At 62.8% G+C, this 25,889-nt stretch carries 23 protein-coding genes and 1 pseudogene; 10 read left to right on the forward strand and 14 right to left on the reverse strand.

What is annotated here, in order from left to right; translation table 11 throughout:
• Positions 1-17: 17 nt before the first annotated feature.
• Entirely contained in the window at positions 18-458 is a 441-nt protein-coding gene (locus tag ACSFC5_RS11620; RefSeq protein WP_440765415.1) for a cupredoxin domain-containing protein, read from the reverse strand.
• A gap of 253 nt (positions 459-711) precedes the next feature.
• On the opposite strand from ACSFC5_RS11620, the gene ACSFC5_RS11625 reads away from it, so the two are divergent.
• The 4 genes from ACSFC5_RS11625 to ACSFC5_RS11640 all read left to right on the forward strand — a co-directional run bounded on the left by ACSFC5_RS11625 (position 712) and on the right by ACSFC5_RS11640 (position 5,286).
• Entirely contained in the window at positions 712-1,437 is a 726-nt protein-coding gene (locus tag ACSFC5_RS11625) for a protein sorting system archaetidylserine synthase (RefSeq protein ID WP_440765416.1), read from the forward strand.
• A 78-nt stretch (positions 1,438-1,515) separates the two neighbouring features.
• Complete coding sequence (locus ACSFC5_RS11630; protein ID WP_440765417.1) at positions 1,516-2,880, forward strand: HEAT repeat domain-containing protein; 1,365 nt, start codon at positions 1,516-1,518, stop codon at positions 2,878-2,880.
• A gap of 69 nt (positions 2,881-2,949) precedes the next feature.
• Positions 2,950-4,749 carry a phospholipase D-like domain-containing protein gene (locus ACSFC5_RS11635; protein WP_440765418.1) on the forward strand — a complete coding sequence of 600 codons (1,800 nt, stop codon included), beginning with the start codon at positions 2,950-2,952 and terminating at the stop codon, positions 4,747-4,749.
• 96 nt (positions 4,750-4,845) lie between these two features.
• Positions 4,846-5,286: a DUF6653 family protein gene (locus tag ACSFC5_RS11640; protein WP_440765419.1), complete on the forward strand. Its 441-nt coding sequence runs from the start codon at positions 4,846-4,848 to the stop codon at positions 5,284-5,286.
• Positions 5,287-5,329: 43 nt separating this feature from the next.
• Here the strand turns inward: ACSFC5_RS11640 and ACSFC5_RS11645 are convergent, their stop codons facing one another.
• The 7 genes from ACSFC5_RS11645 to ACSFC5_RS11675 form a co-directional block, all read right to left on the reverse strand.
• Complete coding sequence (locus ACSFC5_RS11645; RefSeq protein WP_440765420.1) at positions 5,330-5,764, reverse strand: metal-dependent transcriptional regulator; 435 nt, start codon at positions 5,762-5,764, stop codon at positions 5,330-5,332.
• Positions 5,765-5,828: 64 nt separating this feature from the next.
• Positions 5,829-6,323, reverse strand: coding sequence for a ferritin-like domain-containing protein (locus ACSFC5_RS11650; RefSeq protein ID WP_440765421.1), 495 nt, complete (start codon positions 6,321-6,323; stop codon positions 5,829-5,831).
• Positions 6,324-6,505: 182 nt separating this feature from the next.
• Positions 6,506-7,597 (reverse strand): hypothetical protein, encoded by a 1,092-nt coding sequence (locus ACSFC5_RS11655; RefSeq protein ID WP_440765422.1) that lies wholly within the window; start codon positions 7,595-7,597, stop codon positions 6,506-6,508.
• A gap of 265 nt (positions 7,598-7,862) precedes the next feature.
• Positions 7,863-9,083, reverse strand: coding sequence for a Fe-S cluster assembly protein SufD (gene sufD / locus ACSFC5_RS11660; RefSeq protein WP_440765423.1), 1,221 nt, complete (start codon positions 9,081-9,083; stop codon positions 7,863-7,865).
• A gap of 1 nt (position 9,084) precedes the next feature.
• Positions 9,085-10,515 (reverse strand): Fe-S cluster assembly protein SufB, encoded by a 1,431-nt coding sequence (gene sufB / locus ACSFC5_RS11665; RefSeq protein ID WP_440765424.1) that lies wholly within the window; start codon positions 10,513-10,515, stop codon positions 9,085-9,087.
• A 60-nt stretch (positions 10,516-10,575) separates the two neighbouring features.
• Positions 10,576-11,484, reverse strand: a complete 909-nt coding sequence (sufC, locus tag ACSFC5_RS11670; protein ID WP_440765425.1) for a Fe-S cluster assembly ATPase SufC — start codon at positions 11,482-11,484, stop codon at positions 10,576-10,578.
• A 238-nt stretch (positions 11,485-11,722) separates the two neighbouring features.
• On the reverse strand, positions 11,723-14,452 hold the full coding sequence (locus ACSFC5_RS11675; protein WP_440765426.1) for a DNA-directed DNA polymerase: 2,730 nt from the start codon (positions 14,450-14,452) through the stop codon (positions 11,723-11,725).
• Between the two features lie 130 nt (positions 14,453-14,582).
• On the opposite strand from ACSFC5_RS11675, the gene ACSFC5_RS11680 reads away from it, so the two are divergent.
• The 3 genes from ACSFC5_RS11680 to ACSFC5_RS11690 all read left to right on the forward strand — a co-directional run bounded on the left by ACSFC5_RS11680 (position 14,583) and on the right by ACSFC5_RS11690 (position 16,030).
• Positions 14,583-14,765 (forward strand): DUF7331 family protein, encoded by a 183-nt coding sequence (locus tag ACSFC5_RS11680; RefSeq protein ID WP_440765427.1) that lies wholly within the window; start codon positions 14,583-14,585, stop codon positions 14,763-14,765.
• A 93-nt stretch (positions 14,766-14,858) separates the two neighbouring features.
• On the forward strand, positions 14,859-15,464 hold the full coding sequence (locus ACSFC5_RS11685; protein WP_440765428.1) for a DUF7322 domain-containing protein: 606 nt from the start codon (positions 14,859-14,861) through the stop codon (positions 15,462-15,464).
• A 68-nt stretch (positions 15,465-15,532) separates the two neighbouring features.
• Positions 15,533-16,030, forward strand: a complete 498-nt coding sequence (locus ACSFC5_RS11690; RefSeq protein ID WP_440765429.1) for a DUF7346 family protein — start codon at positions 15,533-15,535, stop codon at positions 16,028-16,030.
• 94 nt (positions 16,031-16,124) lie between these two features.
• On the opposite strand, the gene rad50 is transcribed toward ACSFC5_RS11690, so the two are convergent.
• Positions 16,125-18,818, reverse strand: coding sequence for a DNA double-strand break repair ATPase Rad50 (gene rad50, locus ACSFC5_RS11695; RefSeq protein ID WP_440765430.1), 2,694 nt, complete (start codon positions 18,816-18,818; stop codon positions 16,125-16,127).
• The gene (gene mre11, locus ACSFC5_RS11700; protein ID WP_440765431.1) at positions 18,815-20,323 is read right to left on the reverse strand and encodes a DNA double-strand break repair protein Mre11; all 1,509 of its coding nucleotides are present in this window, start codon (positions 20,321-20,323) and stop codon (positions 18,815-18,817) included. The genes rad50 and mre11 overlap by 4 nt, the downstream gene beginning before the upstream one ends.
• A 315-nt stretch (positions 20,324-20,638) precedes the next feature.
• Between mre11 and ACSFC5_RS11705 the strand changes: the two are divergent.
• Positions 20,639-21,202, forward strand: a pseudogene (locus tag ACSFC5_RS11705) (transposase); the annotation flags it as partial.
• Positions 21,203-21,289: 87 nt separating this feature from the next.
• On the opposite strand, the gene ACSFC5_RS11710 reads toward ACSFC5_RS11705, so the two are convergent.
• Together ACSFC5_RS11710 and ACSFC5_RS11715 are read right to left on the reverse strand one after the other, a co-directional pair.
• Entirely contained in the window at positions 21,290-22,165 is an 876-nt protein-coding gene (locus tag ACSFC5_RS11710; RefSeq protein WP_440765432.1) for a CPBP family glutamic-type intramembrane protease, read from the reverse strand.
• Between the two features lie 607 nt (positions 22,166-22,772).
• Complete coding sequence (locus ACSFC5_RS11715) at positions 22,773-23,042, reverse strand: MarR family transcriptional regulator (RefSeq protein WP_090307445.1); 270 nt, start codon at positions 23,040-23,042, stop codon at positions 22,773-22,775.
• A 124-nt stretch (positions 23,043-23,166) separates the two neighbouring features.
• Here ACSFC5_RS11715 and pan1 point away from each other — a divergent pair, with 124 nt between their 5' ends.
• Positions 23,167-24,384 carry a proteasome-activating nucleotidase Pan1 gene (gene pan1, locus ACSFC5_RS11720; protein WP_440765433.1) on the forward strand — a complete coding sequence of 406 codons (1,218 nt, stop codon included), beginning with the start codon at positions 23,167-23,169 and terminating at the stop codon, positions 24,382-24,384.
• 186 nt (positions 24,385-24,570) lie between these two features.
• On the opposite strand, the gene ACSFC5_RS11725 is transcribed toward pan1, so the two are convergent.
• A complete protein-coding gene (locus ACSFC5_RS11725; protein WP_006091856.1) occupies positions 24,571-24,708 on the reverse strand; it encodes a hypothetical protein in 138 nt (45 codons plus the stop codon).
• 114 nt (positions 24,709-24,822) lie between these two features.
• Positions 24,823-24,996 (reverse strand): DUF7556 family protein, encoded by a 174-nt coding sequence (locus tag ACSFC5_RS11730; RefSeq protein ID WP_175529301.1) that lies wholly within the window; start codon positions 24,994-24,996, stop codon positions 24,823-24,825.
• A gap of 242 nt (positions 24,997-25,238) precedes the next feature.
• Here ACSFC5_RS11730 and ACSFC5_RS11735 point away from each other — a divergent pair, with 242 nt between their 5' ends.
• Positions 25,239-25,790: a GMP synthase subunit A gene (locus ACSFC5_RS11735; RefSeq protein WP_440765434.1), complete on the forward strand. Its 552-nt coding sequence runs from the start codon at positions 25,239-25,241 to the stop codon at positions 25,788-25,790.
• The last annotated feature ends 99 nt before the right edge of the window (positions 25,791-25,889 follow it).

Here is a 25,889-nt window from a genome sequence, read left to right on the forward strand (position 1 = left end):
TTGCGAAAACGAAGGGATTACTCCGAGACGATGACCGTCCCGATCATGCCGCCGTTGACGTGCGGTTCGCAGATGTAGTTGTACTCCCCGGCTACCTCGAAGGTGTGTTCGTACGTCTCTCGAATTTCGATCTTGCCGCCCTTCTCTTCGTGCCAGGCGTCGACCGCAGTCTGTTGGTCCTCGTAGCCGCCGCTCGCGAAGTACTCGGCGCCCTCCGGTATGCCGTTGTCGAGGGCGGTCACGGTGTGCCGAGCGTCGCTGGTGTTCTTCCAGATGACGGTCTCTCCGACGCTCGCCTCGTACTCCTTGGGGACGAACTCGTTTCTGGTCATCCCGATATCACAGTCGTCGCCGCTGCAGAGTTCGTCGTCGGTGAGGGCGCTCCGAACCGACGAACAGCCCGCCAGGCTGGCGGAGACGGAGGTGCCGACGAGGGCGAGGTAGGCGCGCCTGTTCATACGAACGCTTGGGATAGTTGCGGTATAACCGCCCCGGTTCATTCTTCGAATGTGGGACTGGTCCCGGCGCGGGTCTCCAGTTTCGGTGCCCCCCGTTCGACTCCGGCTCCCGCGTTCCACCTCGAGTTCTGACGCGACGGCTACCGACCGTGTCCGTCCTCACAGCCGTTGCTCGCACCCGGCCTGGGACCACCGCTCTCCATCCGTGTCGAAACGAAAACACGTAAGGTGGCTGCCCATCGATTCGGCGAGTATGCTCCCCCGGTTCGTCGGACGGCTCGGCGTCGCCGACGCGGTGACGATCGCCAACGCCGCCCTGGGGTTCGTCGCCATCGTCATCGCGTTCGTCGACATCGCACTCGCCGCCCGACTCATTTTGCTTGCAGCTATCGCGGACGGACTGGACGGCATCCTCGCCCGTCGCTACGGCGGCACCGACGCCGGCCCGTACCTGGACTCGCTGGCCGACGTCGCCTCCTTCGCCGTCGCCCCCGCGGTCCTCGCGTTCGTCGTCGTCACCGACGGCCTCGAGATCGGTTTCGACGCGGTCAGCGGGGAACTCCTCCTCGTCACGGCGATCTGTGCCCTCTTCGTCGCAGCGGCCGTTACCCGACTCGGCATGTACACAGCCTACGATATCTCCGGCAGCTACACCGAAGGCGTCCAGACGACCCTCGCGGCGACGGTCCTCGGCGCCGCCATCCTCGCCGGCGAGAGCGAACCGTGGCTCGTCCTCGCGGTCACTGGCGCGTTCTGTTACCTGATGGTCTCGCGGATCCAGTACCCCGACCTGCTCGCCCGAGACGCCGGGATTATGGGCGTCGTTCACGCGCTGGCCATCCTGATTCCCGATTTCGCCGGCCGAACGTTCCCCTACGCCCTGTTGACCCTCGGCATCGCCTACATGCTGCTCAGCCCGTGGTTCTACTGGGGCGACCGGGAACGCCACGCGGAACCCGAACTGCATGGAAACGCTTAGGGCCTTCGTGGGACGACTGTAACGCATGTACACTGCCGCGCGTCGGCGTTATCTCCCGGTCCAGATCCAGGTGGTACCATGAGCGATGACGAGGCAGCCGAGAACGGGGCGGACGCCGAGGAGGAATCGGTCGACGAGGAGCCGGAACCGGAGCCGATCGATCTCGAGGCCATTCGCGAAGCCCTCGCGGCCTTCGAGGACGACGTCGAATCGCTCGAGGGGGATCTCGAGGCCGCCGAAACGGAGGACGATCTCGACGTCGTCGAGGCGGACCTCGAGTCGTTCCGAAGCGAGCTCGAAGAGATCGAGATTCCGGAGCCGCCCGAAACCGAAGACGACGAGGACGAAGACGAGGAAGAGGAGGAGATCACGCCCGAGGAGGAACTCCAGGAGCGCTACGACGAGATCGAGGACGACCTCTCGGACCTCGAGGACGACCTCGAGGACCAGCGCGGTCCCTACGGCGAGGACGTCGTGGGCGAAATCGACGGCACCAGCGGAACGATCACGGGTACCCGCTGGACGGAGGAGGGCAACGCCGAACTGATCGAGGCCGTCGACGACTTCCTCGACGATCTCAACGATCTGCTCGACAGCTCGGTCACGCTGGTCAACCAGGGCGAGACCGTCCCCGAACAGCTCGACGCGACGCTCGATAACGCCGCAGCGGCCGTCGAGCAGGCCGCCCTCGACGCGGACGACGACGCCGAGACGATCGCGGGCCTGCTCGAGGCGACCGACGACCTCGAGGAAGACGTCGACGACGCGACCGAGTGGACCGACCTCGAGATTCGCGAGCAGCTTCGACGAGAGGGGTTCTACGACGTGCTCGATCACGTCAAGGACTTCCCGCCGGAGTGGCACGCGATCAAAGTCCACGAGAAACGGGGCAACGTGGACATGATCCTGCTCGCGCTGGAAACCTTCGACTCGGACTTCATGGAGGAACACTGCATGGAGGCCCTCGAACGAATGGGTCCCGAGGAGGCTATCGACCCCATGCTCCAGAAAGCCAACCGACGGGATACGGCCGCGATGCGGATTCTCGGGACCATCGGCGTCGCGAGCGACGAGGTGGTCGAGACGCTGCTGGACTACGTCGACTCCAACCCGAACCTCCAGAAGCCTTCCTTCAGAGCGCTGGGCGAACTCGGCGCCGAGGCGGCGGTGCAGCCGATCGCCAATCAGCTCATCGAGGAGAACCCCGACGTTCGGAGCTGGGCCGCACGCTCCCTCGGCCTGATCGGCGACACGCGGGCCATCGACCCCCTCGCCGACGTCCTCGCGGACGACGAGGAAGACCGCGTGCGCGCTAGCGCCGCGTGGGCGCTCAACCGGATCGGCACCGCGGAAGCACTCGAGATCGTCGCCGACTACGGCGACGACCGGGCCTATCTCGTCCAGGCCGAAGCCGAGAAGGCGAGCCTCGAGCCGGCGACCTGAGCGGCGAGACCCGCTCCCGCCCGTTTTTCGTCCGACAGTTTATATACGAACAGGCGGCCAGACCGCCCGATGGATCGTCGTCGAGCGATGGTCGTCGTCCTCGTCGGAATCGCCCTCGTTCTAGGGGGATTGAGTGGCGGATTTTCGACCTCCGACGCGTCGACGACCGATGTCTCGACGACGAACGGTGGCGTCACTGCCCCATCCTGCCCCGCTGGCGTCGCGGATTCAACCGGCCTGACTGTCTCGACCGTCACCGCCGACGAGCCCGACGCCACCGACGGCAGCGCTCCCCGAATCGTCGAACTGTATCCGAACCCGACGACCCACGGGAACGTCGGCGAGTATCTGGTCCTCGAGACCCCGCCCGACACCCGACTCGAGAACTGGACGCTCACCGACGGCCATACGACCGCCACCCTCCCGAACGAGAGCGTTTCAGGGCGCGTCGCGGTGAGCGCCGATCCGGACGTTACCGCCGAGTTGACCGACGCCGACGATCCGGTACTCGAACTCGAGGGCCACCTGCGACTCGCCGTCGACGGCGACGACCTCGAACTGCGAAACGGCTCGACGACGGTGGATTCGGTCTCCTACGACCGAGCGCCGACGGCCGAGCGTTGGTATCGAAGCGAGGACGAATCGGAGATGGAACGGGCGACCGCGTCGCGTCCAGCCGACGGCGACTGGCACCCGCGAGGCGCGACCTGCCTGCCGGTCTCGAGTGCCGACGTCGACGAGGCGACGGCGTTCGTCCTCCCCGACGAGACGGACCTCCCGCTCGAGACGATCCGCGAGGCCGACGACCGACTCCTGCTCGCCGGCTACACCCTCACCTCGCAGGCGGTCGCCGACGAACTCGTCGACGCGGCCGACCGCGGGGTCGACGTCGCGGTCCTCCTCGAGTCCGGACCCGTCGGCGGAACGCCCGAGGCCACCGAACCCGTTCTCGAGACACTCGAAGATGGTGACATCGACGTTCGCGCGATCGGCGGAGAGGGCTCGCGGTATCGCTACCACCACCCGAAGTACGCCGTCGCCGACGACCGCGTGCTGGTCACGACGGAGAACTGGAAGCCATCGGGGATCGGCGGGGGCTCGAGTCGCGGCTGGGGAGTCCGCCTCGAAGATGACGGACTCGCGGCCGATCTCGCGGCGGTGTTTCGAGCCGATCACGAGGGGTGGGACACCGTCTCCGGCGCCGCGTTTCGAGCGAACGCCTCCTTCGTCGACGACGACAGCGCCGGTACGCCCTCGCGATCGTTTCCAAGCGATCACGAGCCGGAGACGGTCCCGATCGACGCCGCCGAACTGCTGGTCGCGCCGGACAACGCCGAGGGCCGACTGCTCGAGTTGCTGAGCGAGGCCGAGGACGAGATCCTCGTCAAGCAGGCCGCTATCGCGGACGACGTCGCCGTCCTCGAGGAAACGCTCGAGGCGGCCCGTCGCGGCGTCGCCGTCGAGATCCTGCTCGACTCGAGTTGGTATCACGAGGAGGAAAACGAGGCGCTAGCGCGGGAACTGGAAGCGACAGCCGCGGAGGAATCGCTCTCGCTCGAGGTCCGAGTCCTCGAGGAGACGGATCGATTCGAGAAGATCCACACCAAAGGCGTCGTGATCGACCGGGAGACCGCTATCGTCGGGAGTGCCAACTGGAACGAGAACGCCTTCGAGAACAATCGGGAGGTGCTACTCGCGCTCCACGGCGAGGAGATTGCGGCGTACTATGCGGACGTCTTCGCGGACGATTGGGAGGGAGACGGCGGCCTGTGGGCGCTACCGTTCGGACTCAGCGCCACCGTTATCGTGGCGCTCTCGATCGCGGCGCTGATCGGACATCGATACGTTCGGTTCGGGAACCCGGAGTGAGACTGTGAGACCCGCACTCGCAGCGCGTTCGTCCGAACTGAGTTTTCCGATCGTGACAAAATGGTTATCAGTTAGGGCGACGGTTGTACTACTAGTATGGACGATTGTCTCAGCTCGCAAGACAGCATCACGAATCGCCTCTTCTGGTCGGGACACGCCAATCCGGGGAGCGTCTGGACGTTCGTCGGTGCGTACCTGCTGCTCGTGCTGTCTCTCTATCGTCGAAACCGGCCGCTGTTGATCGGAACGCTCCTGTTCGTCGCAGTGAATCCCCTCGCGTTTCCGTCACCGGAAACCGACGACGCGTGGGCGACTCGCGTCGTACTCGGCGAGCAAGTGTGGATCGAACGAGGGCTCCGTCCTTCGAGCCACCGCCGGTTTACGCTCGTCTGCGTGCCGGTGTTCCTGTTCACGCTTCGATCGGCCGCCAAACGCCACCCGCTCAGGACGGGACTCGGGGCGATAGCTTCGGTAGTGGTTATGCTCCTGTTTTTCGATCGAATGGCTCGACTGTACGAGACGACGCTATCGGAATAAGAGAGACGCAATCGATCGTTACGGTTGATGGAGACGATCTGATTCAGTCCGCACAGCCGTCGGGACCGACCTCGAGTCGCTCGCAGTAATCTCGCTCGGGATCGAAGCAGTCCGGACACTCGCTGGGTCGGTCGATAATGGTATCCAGGCGCTCGGCGACGGTGTCGTCGATGACGCTCTCTAAGGCGCGGGCCTCGTCGCGAAACTCCTCGACCTCGAGGACGTTTGCGAGGAATCGCTCGATGATACAGTAGGTCTGGAGCGAGTCGTGGGCGCGTTCGATACCCTCGCTGGTCAGGCTCGCACCCTTGTACTTCTCGTGTTCGACGAGCCCTCGCTCCTCGAGCTTACCGATCATCTCGTTGACGCTGGCCGGACTGATTTCGAGCATGTCCGCCAGCGTGCCGGTCGATGCGGGGCCGTCCTCGATCCGTTGGGCGAGATAGATCGCCTTGAGGTATTGGTCTGCCGTGTTCATCGGATTCCTCCGTCAGTGCTGTCCGTGCGGTCGGTGACGCTCGCGGCGGGCCGGAGCGTCCCGATCATGCTCTGTGCTCCATAATCTCGGCCACTTCTTCGACTCCCTCCTTTTCCTCCTCCCGGATCTCGTACAGCGTCTCGAGCAGTCGGTCGCGATCGATGGCGAACTCGGACTCGGAGGCTTCGACCGCGTCGATCAGATCGTCGTAGAACTTGTAGGCCGTCTCCTCGTTCGCGAGCTGATCGTAGAGCACCCCGTCGGTGTCCTCCGGCGGCCCGTACTGGGCGTCGACTAACGCGTTTATTTCCTCGTACGCCACGGTTTCGGCCTCGAGATCCTCGATCAACGCCTCGAGTCGCTCGCGGTGATCGGCCGACTCCTCGGCGGCCTCCGTGAGCAACTCGCGGATCTCCTCGTCGATCGCCGTCCGTTCGGCTGGCGGGAGCGAGTCGAGATGGTGGGCGGCGCGCGACTCGACGACCTCCTCTAAGACGACCCCAATCTGTAGTAATCGGGTGAGCTGGTGGTCGCTCGAGACGCGCTGTCCCAGACTCATATCACGTTGTCCGGGCCGCTGATACTTAACCGTCCCTACTCGCGGACTGTTCGCCCGCCGGTGGGGTACGGATCGCTATCGACGACCGTCGGTATCCTTCTCGTCGCGTTCGGATACACGATCGTTCGGTGGGATCTGAGCGGCGACGATCACCTCAACAGCGAGTGGTTCGGCTAACCGATTCAGCCGCGATACCGCCAGACGCGCGTTCCCTCGCCACCCTCGACCGCATCGACCTGTTTGAGCCCCTCCTTGATACAGCCCCACCAGCTATCGGCCGTCTCGTAACCGGCCGGACACTCGGCGTAGAGCGCGTCGACGAAATCCGAACGTCGCGCTCGGTCCTCGTCTCGGAGGAAGGCGAGTGCACGACCGACGGCGTGGCGCCGTTTCTCGACCGTCTTGGCTGATCGACCCGGAATCGACAGCGCATCGAGGTCGGCAATATCCTCACCCGGGCGAACGCCGTTTCCGGAGAGGCCATTCGAAGAAGTGTACTCGAGGCCGGTCTGGACGTCCCGATTCAGCCGCTTTCGCGTGGTCGCGACCGCGCGCCGAGAGAGTTCGTCGAGCCGTTCGGATTCGACGTTGCCGAGCATCCCGGCATCCTCGTGGACCGGGTCCTCCGGTATTCGGGCGATTCGCTCGGGCGACAACCCGCCGGATTCCGCTGTGGTTGACGCTGTCGTCGACTCCGACTCCGCGGTCGAATCCGAACTCGAGTCATCGTCCTCAAACGATCGAGGCTGTTGGCACTCTCGTTTGGGGCTCGAGTGCTCGTCGTGGTCCGACCGAACCGTCGAATCTGGGCCCTGCCGAACCGTCCGCGGTGAGCCGCGAACCTCGATCGGCGACTCGCGCTCCGGTGCGTCGCGGCGAGGTTGCCGGCCGCGTGCTTCCTGTCGGTCGGCGGTGTCGTCGGTCACGCCGCCATCGTGAGTCGATTCGTCTACGGCCTTGCTCGCGGTTTCGTTCGTTTCCGTCGTGTTGTCCACCGTCGTCAGGTCGTCGGCCGATCGGGTGTCACCCCCGTCGCGCTCGACGCGAGCGGCGATCGTCGCGACTCGCTCCTCGAGTCTCGCCAGTCGTTGGCCGTGATCGGCCAGCAATCGATCCTGCGTGGTATCGAGATCGTATCCGTCGGCGTCGATCGAGCCGCGGTGTTCGATGATCCACCGCACGTACGCTTGCCGACTCTCGAAGCCGAACAGTTCCCGTTCGGCCTCGAGCGCGGCGACGGTGTCGTCCTCGAGTTCGACGGAGAGGGCCTGCATCGAGCGGGTGTTTTTCGTTCGGATATAAAAAGGATCGTCAGACGCGGTGGCGGGCCCGCGGCTGCCTTGACCGGGATGCAGTACCGACTCGAATCGCAACCATCGGCCGGAGAAAGAACGGCGAAAATCGAAGCCGAAAGACGAGCCTGGTTAGTCGCGCTGGCGAAGACACCGTCGGATCGGAGATCCGACGAGCCGTTCACTCGCTCGCCTACTCACGGAGCGTGTCGCTCCGTTCGTTCGAGGTTCTCGTTCGAGAACCTCGTTACTCTCGCTCGCGAAGACGCGCGCCGATCAATTCCACCAGATCGTCGCGCAGTTCGTCGACGTCGACTTCCTCTAAGACGGGCACGAAGAACCCTTCCACGAGCATGTTGCGTGCGGCACGCGGGTCGACACCGCGGGAGGTCATGTAGAACAGGTCCTCCTGGTCGATCTGGCCGACCGTCGCGCTGTGAGAGGCTTCGGTGTCGTGGTTGTTGATGATCAGCTTCGGGGAGGCGTCGGCCTCACTCTCGTCACTGAGCATCAGCGTGTTCTCGCGCTGGTAGGAGCTGGTGTCCCAGGCGTCGCGGCCGACGTCCTGGACACCCTCGTACACCGACCGAGCGACGTCGTCGGTGACGCCGCGGGTGACGAGGTCGGCCGTCGTGTGCTCGGCGCGGTGCCAGACTTTGACGTCGAGGTCGAAGTGCTGGTCGTTGTGGCCGTAGAAGGCGCCGACGATCTGCGTCTCGGAGCTATCGCCCTCGAGTAGCGTCGAGACCTCGGTCTTGGTCAGCTGCGTCCCGATGTTACCCTCGATCCAGTCGATCGTCGCGTAGGTGTCGGTGACGCCGCGCTTGAGGGTGAAGTTGTAGGCCTCCTCCGAGAGGTTCTGGAGGCTGCCGTACTGGACGTAGCTGTTCTCGCCGGCGGCGACTTCGACGATGCCGCTGTAGTACTGCTCGTCCTGTTCCTCGCCGGTGGACTGGCGCTCGAGGATCGTGACCGAACTCGACTTCTCGGTGACAACGAGCGTGTAGTTGAACAGCGACCGGGAGTTTTGCTCGGTCCGAATCGTCACGTCCTCGGCGTCGACGCCCTCGGGGACGTAGATGACCGTCCCGGTGCTAAACAGCGCCGTCGAGAGCGCGGTCAGGTAGTTTTCCTGTGGGTCGACGATGGTGCCGAAGTGCTCCTTCAGAAGGTCCTCGTGTTCCTGGACCGCGTCGGCCCACGAGAGCACGTCGACCTCGTCGGGACCGACCTGATCCTTGTTCTCCGCCGCGTTCAGCGGGTCCACGAGCGACTCGAAGTCGAGTTCGTGGAGGTTCGTCCAGTCTCGACCCGGCGTCCGAATGACGTCGGGCATGTCGAGTTCCTCGAGGGCCTCGAGCGCCTCGAGACGGGTCTCCGTGAGCCAGTCAGGCTCGTCGAGCTCCTCGCTGATCTGGCGTACCTGTTCGTCGGTCAGATTGGCGTGTACCTGTGTTCCTGCGCTCATATTATCCGAGGCTCCCCTCCATCTCGAGTTCGATCAGGCGATTCAGTTCGACCGCGTACTCGATCGGCAGTTCCTCCGTGATCGGCTCGATGAAGCCGGCGACGATCATCTTCTTGGCGTCGTCGTCGTCCAGACCGCGGCTCTGGAGGTAGAAGATGTCCTCGTCGCCGATCTTGCCGACGGTCGCCTCGTGAGCGACGTCGACCTTCGACTCCTCGATTTCCATGTAGGGCATGGTGTCCGAAGTGGACTCGTTGTCGAACATCAGCGCGTCACACTCGACGGCGGTGGAGGAGTTCTCCGCGCCGTCGGCGATGTGGACGAGGCCACGGTAGTTGGTTCGGCCGCCGTCCTTGGAGATCGACTTGGACTCGATGGTCGAACTCGTATCGGGCGCGTTGTGGTAAACTTTCGCGCCGGTGTCGATGTTCTGACCCTCGCCCGCGAAGGCGATGGTGATGTGGGTGTCCGTCGAGCCGCGACCCTTGAGGATCGTACATGGGTAGAGCATGGTCGCTTTCGAACCCATGCTGCCCGAAACCCACTCCATCGTGCCGTTTGCCTCACAGATGGCGCGCTTGGTGTTCAGGTTGAACGTGTTCTTCGACCAGTTCTGGACGGTCGAGTACTGAACGTGAGCGTCCTCGCCGACGAAAACCTCGACGCCGCCGGAGTGGAGGTTGTGGACGCCGTACTTCGGCGCCGAACAGCCCTCGATGTAGTGGACTTCGGAGCCTTCCTCAGCGATGATGAGCGTGTGTTCGAACTGGCCCATTCCCTCCGAGTTCATGCGGAAGTAGGCTTGGACTGGCATCTCGACGGTGACGTCCTCGGGGACGTAGACGAACGAGCCGCCCGACCAGACGGCGCCGTGGAGCGCCGCGAACTTGTTGTCGCTCGGCGGGACGCAGGTCGTCATGAAGTGCTCTTTGACGAGCTCGGGATGGTCCTTGACGGCCTTGTCCATATTGCAGAAGATGACGCCTTTCTCTTCCCACTGCTCCTGCATGTTCTGGTAGACGACCTCGGACTCGTACTGCGCGCCGACGCCGGAGAGCGCGTTCTTCTCGGCTTCCGGAATGCCGAGCTTGTCGAACGTGTCCTTGATCTCGTCGGGCAGTTCCGTCCAGTCGTCGACGCCTTCGCGCTTGTCGACGTCCGGGCGGATGTAGGGAACGATCTCTTCGACGTCGAGTTCGGAGAGATCCGGCATGCCGGGCCAATCGGTCGGCATCGGCATATTCTGGTACTGCTTGAGCGCACGCAGGCGTCGCTCGAGCATCCAGTCGGGCTCGTCCTTGTCGTCGGAGATCATGCGGATGACCTCTTCGGTCAGGCCTTTGCCGGATCTGACTGCGGAGTTCTCCTCTTTTTTGAACTCGAACCGGGCTTCAGTGTCTGTCTCTTTTAGGTGGTCTTGATCGGAACTCATGATGTGTTGTGTATATGGTTACGGCTGTAGCGTTATTACCGTTGTTCTAGCCGAATTCGGTTACGCCGTGCCGTAGACCTCGTCGCGGACCCAGTCGTACCCCTTGTCCTCGAGCTGCTCGGCGAGCTCCGGACCGCCGCTTTTGGCGATTCGACCGTCGATCATCACGTGGACGTGATCGGGTTCGACGTAGTCGAGGATTCGCTGGTAGTGGGTAATCTGGAGGACACCGGTGCCCTCCTCGTCGCGCAGCGCGTTGATGCCGTTCGAAACGTCCTGCAGGCGGTCGATGTCGAGTCCGGAGTCGATCTCGTCGAGGACGGCGATCGAGGGCTCGAGGATGGCTGCCTGAAGCACTTCGTTCTGCTTTTTCTCCCCGCCGGAGAAGCCGGCGTTGAGGTAGCGCTGGGCGAACTTCTCGTCCATGTCCAGCGCTTCCATCTTCTCCTGGAGGATCTGCTGGAACTCGGCGACGCCCACGTCGCCGTCGTCGGCGGGACCTTCCATCGGCGAGGTCTCGAAGCCTTCGTCTTCCGCCTCTTCTTCCTCGGCGTCTTCGTCCTCGAAGAGCTCTTCTCGCTCTTCGATTTTGGCATTGAGCGCCGTGCGAAGGAAGTTCGTCATCGTGACGCCGTCGATCTCGGCCGGATACTGGAAGCCGAGGAAGACGCCGAGTGCGGCCCGTTCGTTTGGCTCGAGGTCGAGCAGATTCCAGGTTCGCTGGTCCTCATCGATCTCGATTTCGTCGCCGAACTCGCCCTCCTCGAGGTGGAGGAGGACTTCGCCTTCGGTGACCTCGTACTCCGGGTGGCCGGCGATGACCTTCGCGGTCGTCGACTTCCCGGAGCCGTTCGGCCCCATCAGGGCGTGAATCTCGCCCGACTTGACCTCGAGGTCAACGCCCTCGAGAATCTTCTCGTCGCCCTCAGCCACTTCCGCGTGCAGGTTGCGTAGTTCGAGACGTGCCATAGTACTCTGTCGTCTGAAGGGTGGGTCGTCTGACTGATAACGGTTTCGTATCCAATTGGATACGGTCTCACATTAGCAAAATAAGTTTTTGAATCGGAAAGGGCCGTCGTGTTCAGACGGCCGTCCTCGAGTGTGTTTTCGAGCGTTCGTTCGGGGCCTTCGGCCGTTTCTGTTCGCTTTCAGCTGTGGTTATGTCGTCGTCTCGAGCGGGTTCGACGGCCTGAGACGGAACGATAGCTCACATAAAGCTGTCTAGTCCTTTCTGCTCCTGGCCGCTTTTGACTTCAGCCCAGGAGACGCCGAGCGCCTCGAGAATCCGCTCGATCGGGCCCTGCAATGTCTTCTCGAGCATCTTGTCGTAGTCGACCTCGAACTCGTCGGGGATCTGGTCGTCGTACTCGAAGCAGATCACGTCGGGGTCGCGCTTGAACGCGCCGTAGAGGGGGTCCGTCTGGGGGTTGAACCCTTCCTCGCTCTCCATGCGGCGGAAGAAGGCGGGATCGACCCGATCGAGGTAGAGCCGCTTGGGTTTGCTGCCGCGCTGGAAGTTAGTTCCCAACAGGAGGTTCGCGTACTTCGCCCCTCTGACCTGCGCCGTGTCGGTGTCGTAGTTGTCCAGGCGCTTGCCGATGCCGCCCGGGATGGCGATCTGCTCGAGTGAAATATTCCCCGTCTGCACGTCTTCGATGACGCCGTTGACGTACTCCTTCGTGCCCTCGATGTCGCCGTCCCTGACGATCATCTCGATGACCTTGTGCTGAACTTCCTTCGTGATGGGGGCGATGTCCGAGCGCTGGTACTCGAAGCCGACGATGTCGATGGTGTCGACGTCCTTCCCCTCCTTCCAGGTGATGTGGCCCGCGTAGCGTTTCTTCTTGCCCGCCTGGAAGAACCGGCGGTAGAGTTTCTCGAACTCGATCTGGAACCGGTGTTCCTCCGCGTTCAGCTCCTCGCGCGCGAAGTCGTCGTACCGGTCGTTGATGTACTCCTCAATTTCGAAGGATTGCTCGAGGGCCGCTTCCTTCGGGACGTCGGGACCGAGTTCGAGCATGACGGAGTCCGTGTCACCGTACGCGACGGTGTAGTCGAGTTCGGTCGCGGCGGTCTCCGTGAACTCGATCACTTCGCGCCCGGTCGCGGTGATCGCGGACGCCGCCTCCTTGTCGTAGAGCCGGAACTGCTCCCAGCCCGAGACGCCGTAGAGCGAGTTCATGATGACCTTCACCGCGCCCTGCTGGCGGTCGTACTGCTCGTACTCGAGACTTCCCGGCTCGTACTCGTTTCGCAGTTCCTTCTTCTCCTCGCGCTCTGCGAGCAGTTCCGTGATCATCTCGCGCATGACGCCGTCGGGTTCCTTCCGGAAGTGGATCGGCTCGGGTTTCGTGGGGGCGACGTAGGTCTCCCCGTCGTACGTCTCGGGATCGACCTTCGTCTCCGGCGACGCGTTGACCGTCGTCATACACATCGGATACAGCGACTTCAGGTCGAGCACGGTGACGTTCTCCTTGACGCCCGTGATCGGATCGAAGACGGCCCCGCCCTCGTACTCCTCGCCCGCTTCCTGCTGGCCCTTGGAGGGCAGCGAGAACCGACCGTACGCTTCGTGGAGGACGTACATGTCCACCGCGTCGCCCGGCGTCGGCGCGTCCTCGAGTTTGCAGCCGACGAACGAGCGCACCTCGTCCCAGAAGGTGATGATCTCCTGCTGGCGATCGAGTTCGACGCAGAGTTCGACGTCCCGGAGGTTGTACTCGAGCAGTTTCGTGGGGTCGACCTCCCAGAGGTCGCCGATGTCGCCGGCGTAGCGCTCCTTGCCGACGCCCAGTTCGGCCTCCCCGACCGCGTCGAGCCGGTACGAATCGAGTTCGGAGAAGACCATCCGCTGGTAGCCGTAGAGCAGGTCGAAGACGACTCGGCCCTTGATATCGGGACCGCCCCAGTTGCTGCGCCAGACCTCGTCGACCCGCGAGAGCCGGTCGATCGAGAGGTCGTAGTCGTGGTGGGAGCCCGCGAGTTCCTCGAGGCGATCTAAGAAGTAGGGCGCGTCGAAGTCCTCGAAGTTCCAGCCCGTGAGGACGTCGGGATCCGTCTCCCGAACGTAGTCGACGAACGCCTCGAGCATCGCTTCCTCCTCCTCGAAGGCCCGTACCTCGTGGTCGATCTCGCCCTCGATCGGTTCGTACTCCTCGATCTCGGTGGGGATTTCCCCGTCACCGACCGGGGCCTCGTAGAGCCACATGATGTACTCGTCGCGGTAGGAGTCGTGGCTCGTGAGACAGACGATCGGTTCCTCGCCGTCTTCGGGAAAGCCCGCGCGGTCGTTGACCTCGATGTCGAAGGTGTTGACGCGCGGATCGGCGTCGACGTCGACCGCCTCGAGTTCGTCGTGGGGGACGATCAGCGAGTCGTCGTCGGCGCGCCGTTCCGGCACCCGAACGCCGCTGCGAATGTCCTTGTCGATCAGGAGCCGATTCGGAAAGAGGATGTCGGCCTCGAAGTGCTGAAACTCGTCGCGCACCTGTCCGACGTCACGGGGCGTCTGGCCGAATATTTTCGTCAGTTTCTCGCCGCGGATACTCTCGTAGGGCTCGCCGTCCTCGCCGACCTCACGGCTGCCGGTCAGCCGATCGTACTGTTCTTCGGGCGGTCGCTCGAGGCTGTCCGTCGGTGCGTAGAAGTACGGCCGGAAGCCGACGACCTGGACGTGCTCGAGTTCGCCGTCGGCCGTTCGGCCGAAGACGTGCACGATCGGTCGCTCCTCGTCGCCGTAGCCGGCGATGGTGTAGTCGACCTGCATGACGGCGAGTTCGAGTTCGCCGTCGGCCTCGGGAACCGACTCTTCGACGACGTCGATCACGTCGGTACCGCTCGAGCCGCCGTTGCCGGCGATGGCTTTCGCTTCCTCCGCCGGTCGCTCGGCGGACTCGTCGGAAAATGCCTCGAGTCCAGTTTGGCCCGCCTCAGTCATGGTATCGGGGTTGGAAGCGGTCGAATAAAAACCCCCATACTTCGGCTGGTCGGCCCGCTCGCCGCGGACCCCGAATTTTGCAGGGGCAACAAGACATATAATGTGGTAACACATACCATAGGGTCAGGTGATGGAAGTGTCCACCGAAGTGAACGACGATACGACGGACCGAAGCGAGCCGCGTAGTGAACCCGAGGGCACGGAGACGGTCGAGTCCTACGAGACGGAGGACGGTGTCGTCTTCTACGACGCCGAGAACCCGCTCGCGTGGGTGGAGACCTCCCAGACGCTCACGCTCACGGAACTCGCCTGATCGATCTATCGACTGGACTGAACGCCCCCGAACGCGAACCGCCCCCGCCCCCGAACGCGAACGTTTTTTGGGGTACTCGTCGACGATTCGACTGTGGGACTCGACCGGAGCGAACACGAACCCGACGAGTACGATCCCGAGGAGGAGTTCAGGGACCCGGACAGCGACTCCCTGACGATTCCGCAGGTCTCGACCGAGAACGCGGGGTCGAGTCTGCGCTCCGATCTGAAATCGGAACTCGAGGAGGACGCGATCCCGGAGCCCGAGTTTTCGGCGACGGAAACCGACGTCGACGGAGAGACGCTCAAGAGCTTCTGGGCGCTCGTGCTCGTCATCAACGCTGCCGTACTGGCGTACGCGCTCGGAGCACTATTTTTGATCTTCGAGGGAGCGACCACGTACGCCAGTTACCTGTTCGCGGCTGGACTCGTCCTCACCGGGTTCGGTATCCGACGATATCGCGCCTTCCAGCGCGAGGGCGGCACCGACTCCTCCAACTCCTCCAACTCCTCCAACTCCTCCGACGACGACCGAGACCGCGACTCGACCAGTGCGTCGCCCGCGGCGGATGACCAGTCGGAGGCCGCGACACATTCCGATCGAACGAACGAGACGGCAGACAGCGACCGAGATGCCGGTAACACGACTGCTACCGCCGATCAGACGGCCGATACCGCGGAGGACGCCGACCGGAAATAGTTGATCGCAGGCGAAACTACTTCAGGAGGAGTCACCCAACAATAGTCATCGGCCGATCACGACCGATCATGAAAACCGTCCAAGACGACACCGGCAAACGATATCTGCTTCTCAAACGGTCCGAACACGCGAGCCTCGTCCGCGACCCGCAGAACGGCAACGAGTGTTACGTCCAGAACGACCGTCTCGAGGATCTCGAGAGCGAGTCGGCCCTCGAGACGGCCACAGGGTGCGTGAGCGATCCAGTCAAAACGCTCCTGACGAGCGTCCACGATGAGGCGACGCTCGGGCTGCTCGTCGAACTCGAGGAGCGCGGTCCGCTCGGGGTCCGCACTCTCCTCGACGCCTACGACTTCTGCGAGAGCGACCTCCACGGGCGGCTTACGGTACTGACAGCGGCCGGGCTGCTCGAGGAGACTAAGGTCGCCGGCGAGCGAGGATATCAGGTCACGGAGTCCTGTGTCCGCGCGCTCGAGACGGTTCGCACCGACGATAACGACGAGCCGACCGCTCCGGCCGAGACGGCGGACGTTTCGCGGAGCGAACCGAACGAAAGCCAGTCCTGACACGGCCCAACGGCCGCTCGCTCTCGTTTCGGTCCGAACGCGTCTCGTCTTCCTCGCGTTCGGATTCACGACAGTCACGCCGACTCGCCGGCCGTCAGTCGGAGGCGAGCAGTTCGATCTCCGGCGGTTCCCCGCGCTCGAGGCGTGAGCGGTTCGACGTCGCATCCTTCTCGACGCTGACGAGGGAGTCCGCTGCGCCGACGAGTTCCTCGTCGTGGCTGACGACCACGATCTGCTCGACGCCCAGGTCGCGCATGGATTCGACCAGCGAGACGAGTTGCGTGACGTGACCCGAGTCGAGGAAGACCGTGGGCTCGTCCAGAATCAGCGGCGGCATCGGTGCCGCGCCCTCGACCCCCTCGGCGAGCAGTCGATAGATCGCACAGCGCAGGCTGAGGTTGAACAGCGCGCGTTCGCCGCCCGAGAGCTGTTCTGGCTCGAGCGCTTCGCCGTCCTTCTGATAGACGGTCAGCCGGTACTCGCCGTCTAAATCGATCGCCGCGTAGGAGTCGTTCTGGTAGACCAGATCGAACGTCTCGTTGAGCAACCGCTCGAGGGTCTCGACGTTGCGCTGGCGCAGTTCCGACCGCAAGTCGGCGTAGGTCGCCTGCAGCGTCTCGGCCTCGTCGTACAGCGACTCGAGGCGCTCACAACGCTCCTCGAGCCCCGCCAGCTCCTCGCGTCGTTCCTCGAGTTCCTCGAGTTCGCGTTCGACGGCCCCGATGGCGTTCTGGAGGTTCGTTCGCTTTTCCTCGAGATCTTCGATCTTTGCGTCGACCTTCTCGAGGTAGTTTTCGGCGTTTCGTTTGTCCTCGCGTGCGGTCGCGACCCGGTCCTCGTCGAACTCGGACTCGAGGTCACGCTTGCGCTCGCGTTTGCTCGAGAGCGTCTCGCGGCGCTCGTCGTTCATCGTCTGCCAGTCCTGTCGGCGCTCCCGGCGGTTCTGGACGTCGGTCGCGAGATCGGCGCGCTCGGCGTCGATCTCGACGACGCGGCGCAGCGACTCGAGGCTCTCTTTGATCTCGCCGCGCTCGGTGTTGATCGCACCGAGTTCCGATCGAACGTCGTCGACCTCGCTCTCGAGTTCGTCGGCTCTCGCGCGGTTTTCTTCGGCGTCGGTCTCGTACTCCTCGACGTCCTCGCGCAGTCGGTCGCGCTGCTCGCGTCGGTCCGCGAGGCTCTCCCGCTTTTCTTCGACCAGCGTCTCGATATTGTCGCGGTTCTCCTCGAGTCGATCGACCGTTCGTTCGGCTTCGCGGAGGTCCTCGGCGCGCTCGATCCGCTCGTCGAGATCGTCGCGTTCGCCCTCGAGATCCTCGAGTCGCCCCTCGAGGTCGGCGACTTCCTCGCGCTTTTCCTCGAGCACGTCGACGTGCGGCGAGTCCTCGACGGGCTGACCGCACTCCGGACACTTTCCTTCCTCGAGCAGCCGTTCACCCTCCTCGATCGCGTTCTCGACGGTTCGGATGTCGGCCGTGACGTCGCCGATCTCGTTCGTCAGCTCCTGGCGGTCGGTCTCGAGGGAGTCGAGGTGGTCAGCGGCGTCGCCGAACTCGATCGGCGCGTCAGTGAAGCGGTCCCGTGCGGTCTCAATCTGGTCCTCGAGGTCGTTCAGATCCGCCTCGCGGTCCTCGATGGCCTCCTCGTCGGTCTCGAGCGTCGCTTCGAGTTCGTCGGCCTCCTCACGGGCCGCCTCGGCCTGGGACTCGAGATCCTCGGCCTCCTCTCGAAGCCGTTCGATCTCGCCGGTGGTCTCCGTGATCGAGACGCGAACGTCCTCGAGGTCGTCCCGGAGTTCCTCGTCGCAAGCCTCGAGATCCGCGATGCGCTCGTCGACCGCGTCCGCTCGATCGCCGCCGTCGGATCCGGCGTCGAGGTCGACGTCCGCCAGCAGTTCTTCGCGCTCCGCTGCGAGTTCCTCGCGTCGCTCCTCGAGGTCGCGAATCTCGTCTTTCGCGTCCTCGCGCTTGCGTTCGGTCTCCTCGATCTTCGTTCGGAGGTCGTCGATATCGGCCTCGAGCGTCTCGATCTCCTCGCGCGTCTCCTCGTGGCGTTCGAGGACGTCCTCGGCGGTATCGAGCGTTTTTCGGGCTTGCTCGCGCTGGTCTTCGAAGCGGTCGATATCTTCGGCGATGTCGGCCTGGTTGGACTCGAGGCTATTGAGACGCTCGTGGAGGTCCTTGTCTTCCTTCCGTTCGACCTGCTGGCGGACGTTCTCGAGGACCTCCCGCTGCCCGTCGAGCACCGATTTGACGCCGAGTCGGGCGTCGCTGGCCCGCTCGCGGTAGTCCTCGAGGGCCCCCAGCTGGAGGAGGTCGTCGATCATGTCTTGACGGTCGCTCGGCGAGGCGTGAATGAGTTTGTTCACCTCGCCCTGCCGGACGTAGGCGCAGTTGACGAAGGCCTCGGCGTCCATCCGCAGGAGTTCGGTGATCTCCCGGCGAACGTCGCGTGCGCCCTCGATCGTCTCGGTGGGCGTCTCGAGGACGCACTTCGTCGTCGTCGCCCGATCGCCTCGGAGTTTGAGGTGGCGCTCGATGTGGTACTCGCGGCCGTCGTGGGTGAAGTGGAGTTCCACTTCGGCTTCCTCCTCGCCGGTCGTGATCACGTCGTCGAGCGTTCGGTCGTCCAGCGCCTTCGACCCGTAGAGCGCGAAGAAGACGGCCTCGAGCAGCGTCGACTTCCCGCTGCCGTTGACGCCGTGGACGACGGTGACGCCGTGCTCGAGACCGAGGTCGGCTTCGCCGTAGCACTTGAAATTTAGCAGGCGGACGCGATCGACTTTCACGCGAAATCACCCAGCGAGGCGTCGGCATCGGCTGGACTATCGGCCTCGGAGTCGGCGTCCGTTTCCGGGTCCTCCGCGGACGGTTCGTCGGTGTTCGTCTCCGGGTCCTCCGCGGGAAGTTCATCGGTGTCCGTCCCCGAGCCGTTTGACGGCGATTCGTGCTCGTCGGGATTCGTCTCGGTCGCGTCCGCAGGTGGCTCGCCGCCGTCGGTGTCGGCGGTCGCCGCGTCGATCACCGCTTCGACCGCGCTCTCCTCGAGGTCATCGCTCTCGTCGACGGTGTCGATCTCGGTCGCGGCCGATTCTTCGGCCTCGGTACCGTCCTCGAGCTGGTCCGCGACCGTCGTCACGTCCGCGTCCTCGGGACTACGTTCGGGTGCGGGGTCGAACGCCGAGGTATCGTCCTCGAGTAAGTCCCGAACGCGTCGTTCGACGGTTTCTCGAACGTTCGCGTCCACGAGGTCGTCGTCGCGGACCGTCTCGTCGATGTTCCGGGCCGCATCGCTGAGGCCGAGTTCGCGGACGCGTTCGCGGACGGCTGCGTCCGGATCGGCGAAACTCACCGACACCTCCTCGTCCTCGTCGGGCAGTTCCCGGCGATCGTTCACGCGAGCGACGAGCGCGCCGCGGTCGATGGCGGCGCCTTCGATCGTCGCCGGCGTGATCGGCTTGCCGTCGCCCTCGACCGTGACGACGACCACCGCGTCCTCGAGGTCGTACTCCCGAACCCGTTCCTGAATCCGATCGACGCCCTCGCCGGGTTCGAGGTCGACGTCGACGAAAACGAACTCGCGGGTGTCGGTGAGGCCGCGACGACTGATCCCGACCGTGTTGTCGTCCTCGAAGTCGACGAGGTTGTAACCCCGATTCTCGCGCTCGCTGGCGCTCGCACGTTCCGTCGAGCCGCAGTAGGTGACCCAGGTGTCGAGTACTTCCGCCGTGTCCGGTTTGTGGTTGTCCCCGAGGAGCACGGCGTCGAACTCGACCGTCGATTCCTCGAGTAATCGGTCGGTGTCCCAGTCGGCGTGGGCGAACGGCTCGAACAGCCCGTGGCTCACGAGGGTCGCGTGCTCGGCCTCGTCGGGGACGGGAGCAAAGTCGTACTCGAGGTCGTCGCGTCTCGAGCGCGGGACGAAGTCCAGGCCGTAGACGGCCACGTCGTCGATCAGTTCGGGTTCGACTCCGAGTCGCGTCGCGAGACCGAGATCCGAGAAGAGGTCGAGCCACTGGGCGTCGCGTTTGGACTCATGGTTGCCGACGACGGCGAGAAAGGGGATGCCGGCGTCGGCGAGCGTGCGAAGGATTTCGACGGTACCTTGCAGATCGATCAGTCCCGGTCGCCGGTCGTGAAAGAGGTCGCCGGCGTGGATCACGGCGTCGACGTCGTCCGCGACCGCGTCGTCGACGACGGAGCGAAAGGCCTCGAGAAAGTCCTGTCGTCGCTCGGGCGCGTTGTACTGCTGGTACCCGATGTGGGTGTCGCCCGTGTGGATAACCCGCGTCATTGTCGCCTCGTTGGCAGGCCCGCCCTAAAGGGGTTCCGCGACCGTAGTGAAAGTGGAACGAAGTGTCTACAGCGACGGGAGCATCGCGGCAGCGAGAGAAGACACCACAGCAGCCGACCGGTTTCGTGCGGTTGCGTGTGCTGTCGCCCGCCCGAACGGGAGTGAGGGCAGACGATACCACCGCGGGAGCGAGTGACTCGGTTGGAGAGGACGTGGAAATCCTCGTTGCCAGTGTGAGGGCAGTATACGTATTGTACCTATACGGCTCCGTTGAAATCCTCAAAGGGTTACAGGTTCGCCTTGTAATTCGACGGCATGAACGCCCTCCCGAAGGCGCAGATTCCCCGTTTTACTGAGAAGGCGATCCATCTGGCACGCCGAACGGTCTTTCGATACTCCTCGAAGTTCTCCAAACACCGCTACACACTTCCTCAACACGTTGTTCCGCTGTGTCTCAAAGTTCGGAAGAACATGACCTATCGTGGCCTGCTTGATGAACTGATTGAGATGCCACGCATTCGCCGCGTGCTTGGATTAGCCGAACTTCCCGCGCCATCAACGCTCTGTAAGGTGTTCAACCGACTTCATATGGCCGTGTGGCGTGTCTTATCGACTCACTCAGCGGCGCCACTTCCGACAGGCGGCATCGTTGGAGTTGCTGCATCGGTGTTCGACTGCAGTCAGGCTGCGAAGCACTACACGAAACGGGCCGAGCTCACGATTCAGCAACTCAAAGTGACATTGCTGGTTGATACAAAGGTGAACGCAATCCTCGATCTCCACGTGTCAACACGAGGTTCGTCCGCTCACGATCACTGGTGGAAACAGTTCCGAGAACTCACCATCGCCTGTCTCATTCATAATCTCGACCGATCACTCTCAGCGGTCACTAAAGAGAGTGTGGTCAACAGGCATAATCATAGAGAGTGGGGCAGCGGATTTCCGTTGTACTACTGTGATTCGTCATTATCGCTCCGCTTGACCTGTTGGGATTGAATTATCTGATGAGAAATCAATGGCTCCGTGGTGAATGACAATAGATAGTGTCAGTGCAAACACTGCTACAATAAATACCTGTCCGCCGATGTCGGACTCGATTGCAGGGAAGGCCCACAACGACCAGTTGAACGAAGCGTGAAGCAGGATCATCGGGGCGAGGCTACCGCCAGTGTTCTGAAAGACCCACGTCATTACCACGGACAGGAGCGTTATCGTAATCAGGAATCCTACGAGCGGGCGCTGATAATACATAGTCATAGACGGCATGTAGAACCACGGTAAGTGCCAGAGTCCCCAGACGAGCCCTAGCCCTAGACTCCCGACCAGTGCACCGAATCGTTCAATCAACGGTTCAAGTGCGTATCCGCGCCAGCCGAACTCCTCCTGTAGCGGTCCACCAAGGAACAGAATATAGACGAACGCGATAGGAAGCACATACGCTTCGCCCGTCCACGGAAGTGTCGGTTCAATTCCCCAGACGATGGCGACACCGAGTGCCCCAACGGCGAGGACTGGGAACAGCACCAGTACAGGAATAACCCACCGGCGGGGAAACGAAACGTTGATAGCTCGCTTGAAGAGATGGGTGACGCCGCGCCGTCCAGCGTGGTGATACACAAGTAACACAGCAGCCACTGTGGGCCCGAACGCCCCGATCTCCGGGAGCGAGCCGACCACTGCAATCAGGTCGTCTACCACCGTAATTCCCGTCTCAGTCTCTGAAGCTACGGCGACCTTCGGAAGCCACAGTGTCCACGAAAAACCAAACGTCAACACGAAGAAAGCAATTAGCCACCTAAATTCGTTATTTGGACGTTCATTGATGTCTGGAGTAAAACCCATAGTAGACGACTCTACTGTAGAACGTAATATCTCTGATGTTCTGAACAGGCCGCTTTAGGTCGTCTGTGTTCGAGTCCTCCGTACGGCATTCGAACTGTTCAATGACTGGCTGTTTCACTCAACTTCAAGTCTGAACAATAGGGTTTCAACAGAGTCACTAATACATCTCCGAGAACACGGAAAGACACAGACGAACGTCCTGCTGACGCGGACACTATGATTTCTACATCCTCCCCGACCGATTCGTTCAGCCGCGACGATCCTTCACTCGTCCACTGGAAGACACTTCGCGACTTCCAGGCTGCTCGAAACGCGACGCGTTTTCGGCATCACGAACCGGCTCCGCCGTTTCGAACGACGTCGCTCGTTACATTCACGACGACCTCGCACGATGTCGAGTCACGTCTCGTTTACACTCACCGCGACTCGGCGCGCGCCACCGCTCGATGCTAATTCGGCACTGCTACCCTCACTGTCCAAAAGCGGGCGTCGATAGGCAGCGGCGACGACCGATAGTAGCGACCGCTCAGGGCGACGAACGCGAGAAAGCGGTGAAGAAGATCAAACCGCCGGAGCGACGATCGTCCAAGTATCCGGTCAGGTCCGGTTAGGCTTCAATATCGAGACTGTACAGCCGCTTCCGGGCGTCCGAAAAGGAAAAGCGCGAGTCGATCACGTGCTCGTCGTCGAGGCGGTTCAGCGCGTACCGAACCGTCCGCGAGGGGAGCAGCGTCTCGTCGGCGATCTGCTGTTGGGTCATCGTCTCGTTGTACTCGAGCACCTTCGCGACGAGTTTGGCGCTCGGTGGAAGCTCTTTGACGTCGTCCCACGTTCCCCGCGTTTCGGTCTCGTGTCGCAGCGACTCTGAAGCACTCATCAGTACACCGTAGCCGATACAGCGTGATAATATTTTCTGTTTCGAAAAATGCCCTCTAGTAATACGTCTGGCGGGGGTGCACCGACCCGAAGTCTCTTATGAACCAACACCCAAAGGACGGGTGATGAGCGACACCGTGGACGACGTCGACCTCCCATACGACGAGGACGAGGCGTCCCAACAGGAGAAGATCCAGGCACTCGAGGACCGACTCGAGATCCTCGAGGCGCAAAACGAGGAGATGCGGGACAAGCTCCTCGATGCCAACGCCGAGAACAACAAGTACCAGCAGAAACTCGAGCGGCTGACCCACGAGAACAAGAAGCTCAAGCAGTCCCCGCTGTTCGTCGCCACCGTCCAGGAGATCACGGACGAAGGCGTCATCATCAAACAACACGGGAACAACCAGGAGGCCCTCACCGAGGTCACCGACGAGATGCGCGACGACATCGACCCCGACGCCCGCGTCGCGGTCAACAACTCCCTTTCTATCGTCAAGACGCTCTCCAACGAGACTGACGTTCGCGCTCGCGTGATGGAAGTCACCGAGAGCCCCGAAGTCAGCTACGAGGATATCGGCGGCCTCGAAGAGCAGATGAAGGAAGTCCGCGAGACCGTCGAGATGCCCCTCGAGAAGCCCGACGCGTTCAAAGACGTCGGGATCGACCCGCCGAGCGGCGTCCTGCTCTACGGGCCGCCGGGCACGGGCAAGACGATGCTCGCGAAAGCCGTCGCCAACCAGACCGACGCCACTTTCATCAAGATGGCCGGCTCGGAGCTGGTCCACAAGTTCATCGGCGAGGGTGCCAAGCTCGTTCGCGACCTGTTCAAGGTCGCCCGCGAGCACGAACCCGCCGTCATCTTCATCGACGAGATCGACGCTATCGCCGCCAAGCGAACCGAATCCAAGACCTCCGGCGACGCCGAGGTCCAGCGGACGATGATGCAGCTCCTCTCGGAGATGGACGGCTTCGAGGACCGCGGCGAGATCCGCATTATCGCCGCCACGAACCGGTTCGATATGCTCGACCGCGCCATCCTCCGGCCCGGTCGCTTCGACCGACTCATCGAGGTGCCCAAACCGAACGAGGAGGGTCGCGAGATCATCTTCCAGATCCACACCCGCGGCATGAACGTCGCAGATGACGTCGACTTCGCCGAGTTAGCCCTCGAGGCCGAGGAGGCCTCCGGAGCCGACGTCAAGGCCATCTGTACGGAAGCCGGGATGTTCGCCATCCGCGACGACCGCACGGAGATTCGGATGGAGGACTTCCGCAACGCCTGGGACAAGGTACAGGCCGACTCCGAGACCAACGACGAAGTCTCGAAGACCTTCGCCTGAACGGGCCGGTTTCATCTCCTGTTTTGCCGCACCAGATCGCACCAGCGTTGGCTCAGCACCAGCCCAGCGCCCGAGACCGTGACGAAAAATACCGGGAGTACTAACTCAGCTTGTCGACGCTGTCGGATCAGGTCGGCGAGACGAGTGCGTTCGAAGCCGATCGACGCCAGTGGTGATTCTGGCCCGCTACAGGGCCGCGAAAATCAGCCACGGGACGATGAACAGGGCGACGGTCAACACCGCGAGGATCAGTAGATAACCGATACCGGTTCCGACCGCGGTGAGCCACGCCGGATGCTCGAACTCGTTGAGATCGACTGCCATACTGCTATCGTCCGGTGAGACGAGTATAAACGTACCGGAAATTGGAATCGATTGGCGACGTCAGCGCAACGGCGCCACTGACGACAGTTACCGCCATGGCCGGCACGGCGACGGTTACCGCCACGCCTCGAGCGAGGCGGCGTCTCGCTCGACCATCGAGAGCCACGTCTCGTCCCGCGCGATGTCGGCAATGACGAGGTGTGACTGTCCGTCGATCTCGTCGACTGCAGCGACGACGTCGCCGTCGTCTTCCAGCTGACTCCCGACTGCTTCGGCCTCGAGTGTCATAGTTGCTGATTGATTTCGGGCATGCATGAATGTTTCGGCATTCCTCCGATAGGTGATTGAAGACTTTAGAAATCTCGGTTTAATACCGAACATCTGGATCTATTAGCGGAAATAATTTGAAGGGGAGAACCAACGCTGTCGCACATCCTCTCGCGACGACTGAACCGACTCTCGCTCGAGTCGCGTCGACTCGAAAACGCGTTCCGGACCGTTTTTACCGGGTGACTGGCTAGAAGCAGTCAATGACGACGATCGTCGTGGTGGACAATCACGGACAGTTCACCCACCTCGAGCGCCGGGCGCTTCGCGACCTCGGCGTCGACACGGACCTGATCGACAACGAAACGCCTCCCGAGGAGGTCGACGCGGACGGCATCGTCCTCTCCGGCGGTCCCGACATGGACCGCATCGGGAGATCAGCCGACTACCTCGAAGGAGACGTCCCAGTTCTCGGCATCTGTCTCGGCATGCAACTGATCGCCGAGGAACTCGGGGGCCGCGTCGGCAGCGGCGAGTACGGCGGCTACGCCGACGTCACCGTCGATATCGTCGACGATGCGGATCCGCTGACGGGCTCGCTCCACCCCGAGACCCGCGTCTGGGCGAGCCACGCCGACGAGGTCAAGGAACTCCCGAGGGGGTTCGAACTCACCGCGAAAAGCGACGTCTGCGGCGTCGAAGCCATGAGCGACACCGATCGCGACCTCTACGGCGTCCAGTGGCACCCCGAGGTCGCCCACACCGAAGAGGGCGACGAAATCTTCGAGAACTTCCTCGAGATCTGCGAACAGTAGGGGAGCTCGAGTCGAGCACCCAGGAGCACGCCCGGATTCGCACCCGCCCCGAGTAACCCACGGAATTTTCCGATTCGCGAATTTCTCACCCACTCCCGT

It is taken from the genome of Natronorubrum marinum, assembly GCF_052040125.1.
Classification (GTDB): Archaea; Halobacteriota; Halobacteria; order Halobacteriales; family Natrialbaceae; genus Natronorubrum.

What these genes read in the sequence shown, in the direction of transcription:
- ACSFC5_RS11735 (WP_440765434.1), top strand. Translation starts at nt 25,239, where the DNA reads ATGACGACGATCGTCGTGGTGGACAATCACGGACAGTTCACCCACCTC.
- ACSFC5_RS11725 (WP_006091856.1), bottom strand. Translation starts at nt 24,708, where the DNA reads ATGGCAGTCGATCTCAACGAGTTCGAGCATCCGGCGTGGCTCACCGCG.
- ACSFC5_RS11715 (WP_090307445.1), bottom strand. Translation starts at nt 23,042, where the DNA reads ATGAGTGCTTCAGAGTCGCTGCGACACGAGACCGAAACGCGGGGAACG.
- ACSFC5_RS11640 (WP_440765419.1), top strand. Translation starts at nt 4,846, where the DNA reads ATGGACGATTGTCTCAGCTCGCAAGACAGCATCACGAATCGCCTCTTC.
- ACSFC5_RS11675 (WP_440765426.1), bottom strand. Translation starts at nt 14,452, where the DNA reads ATGACTGAGGCGGGCCAAACTGGACTCGAGGCATTTTCCGACGAGTCC.
- ACSFC5_RS11645 (WP_440765420.1), bottom strand. Translation starts at nt 5,764, where the DNA reads ATGAACACGGCAGACCAATACCTCAAGGCGATCTATCTCGCCCAACGG.
- ACSFC5_RS11620 (WP_440765415.1), bottom strand. Translation starts at nt 458, where the DNA reads ATGAACAGGCGCGCCTACCTCGCCCTCGTCGGCACCTCCGTCTCCGCC.
- sufD (WP_440765423.1), bottom strand. Translation starts at nt 9,083, where the DNA reads ATGAGCGCAGGAACACAGGTACACGCCAATCTGACCGACGAACAGGTA.
- ACSFC5_RS11680 (WP_440765427.1), top strand. Translation starts at nt 14,583, where the DNA reads ATGGAAGTGTCCACCGAAGTGAACGACGATACGACGGACCGAAGCGAG.
- sufB (WP_440765424.1), bottom strand. Translation starts at nt 10,515, where the DNA reads ATGAGTTCCGATCAAGACCACCTAAAAGAGACAGACACTGAAGCCCGG.
- ACSFC5_RS11730 (WP_175529301.1), bottom strand. Translation starts at nt 24,996, where the DNA reads ATGACACTCGAGGCCGAAGCAGTCGGGAGTCAGCTGGAAGACGACGGC.
- ACSFC5_RS11625 (WP_440765416.1), top strand. Translation starts at nt 712, where the DNA reads ATGCTCCCCCGGTTCGTCGGACGGCTCGGCGTCGCCGACGCGGTGACG.
- sufC (WP_440765425.1), bottom strand. Translation starts at nt 11,484, where the DNA reads ATGGCACGTCTCGAACTACGCAACCTGCACGCGGAAGTGGCTGAGGGC.
- ACSFC5_RS11710 (WP_440765432.1), bottom strand. Translation starts at nt 22,165, where the DNA reads ATGGGTTTTACTCCAGACATCAATGAACGTCCAAATAACGAATTTAGG.
- ACSFC5_RS11630 (WP_440765417.1), top strand. Translation starts at nt 1,516, where the DNA reads ATGAGCGATGACGAGGCAGCCGAGAACGGGGCGGACGCCGAGGAGGAA.
- ACSFC5_RS11655 (WP_440765422.1), bottom strand. Translation starts at nt 7,597, where the DNA reads ATGCAGGCCCTCTCCGTCGAACTCGAGGACGACACCGTCGCCGCGCTC.
- ACSFC5_RS11635 (WP_440765418.1), top strand. Translation starts at nt 2,950, where the DNA reads ATGGATCGTCGTCGAGCGATGGTCGTCGTCCTCGTCGGAATCGCCCTC.
- mre11 (WP_440765431.1), bottom strand. Translation starts at nt 20,323, where the DNA reads ATGACGCGGGTTATCCACACGGGCGACACCCACATCGGGTACCAGCAG.
- pan1 (WP_440765433.1), top strand. Translation starts at nt 23,167, where the DNA reads ATGAGCGACACCGTGGACGACGTCGACCTCCCATACGACGAGGACGAG.
- ACSFC5_RS11690 (WP_440765429.1), top strand. Translation starts at nt 15,533, where the DNA reads ATGAAAACCGTCCAAGACGACACCGGCAAACGATATCTGCTTCTCAAA.
- ACSFC5_RS11650 (WP_440765421.1), bottom strand. Translation starts at nt 6,323, where the DNA reads ATGAGTCTGGGACAGCGCGTCTCGAGCGACCACCAGCTCACCCGATTA.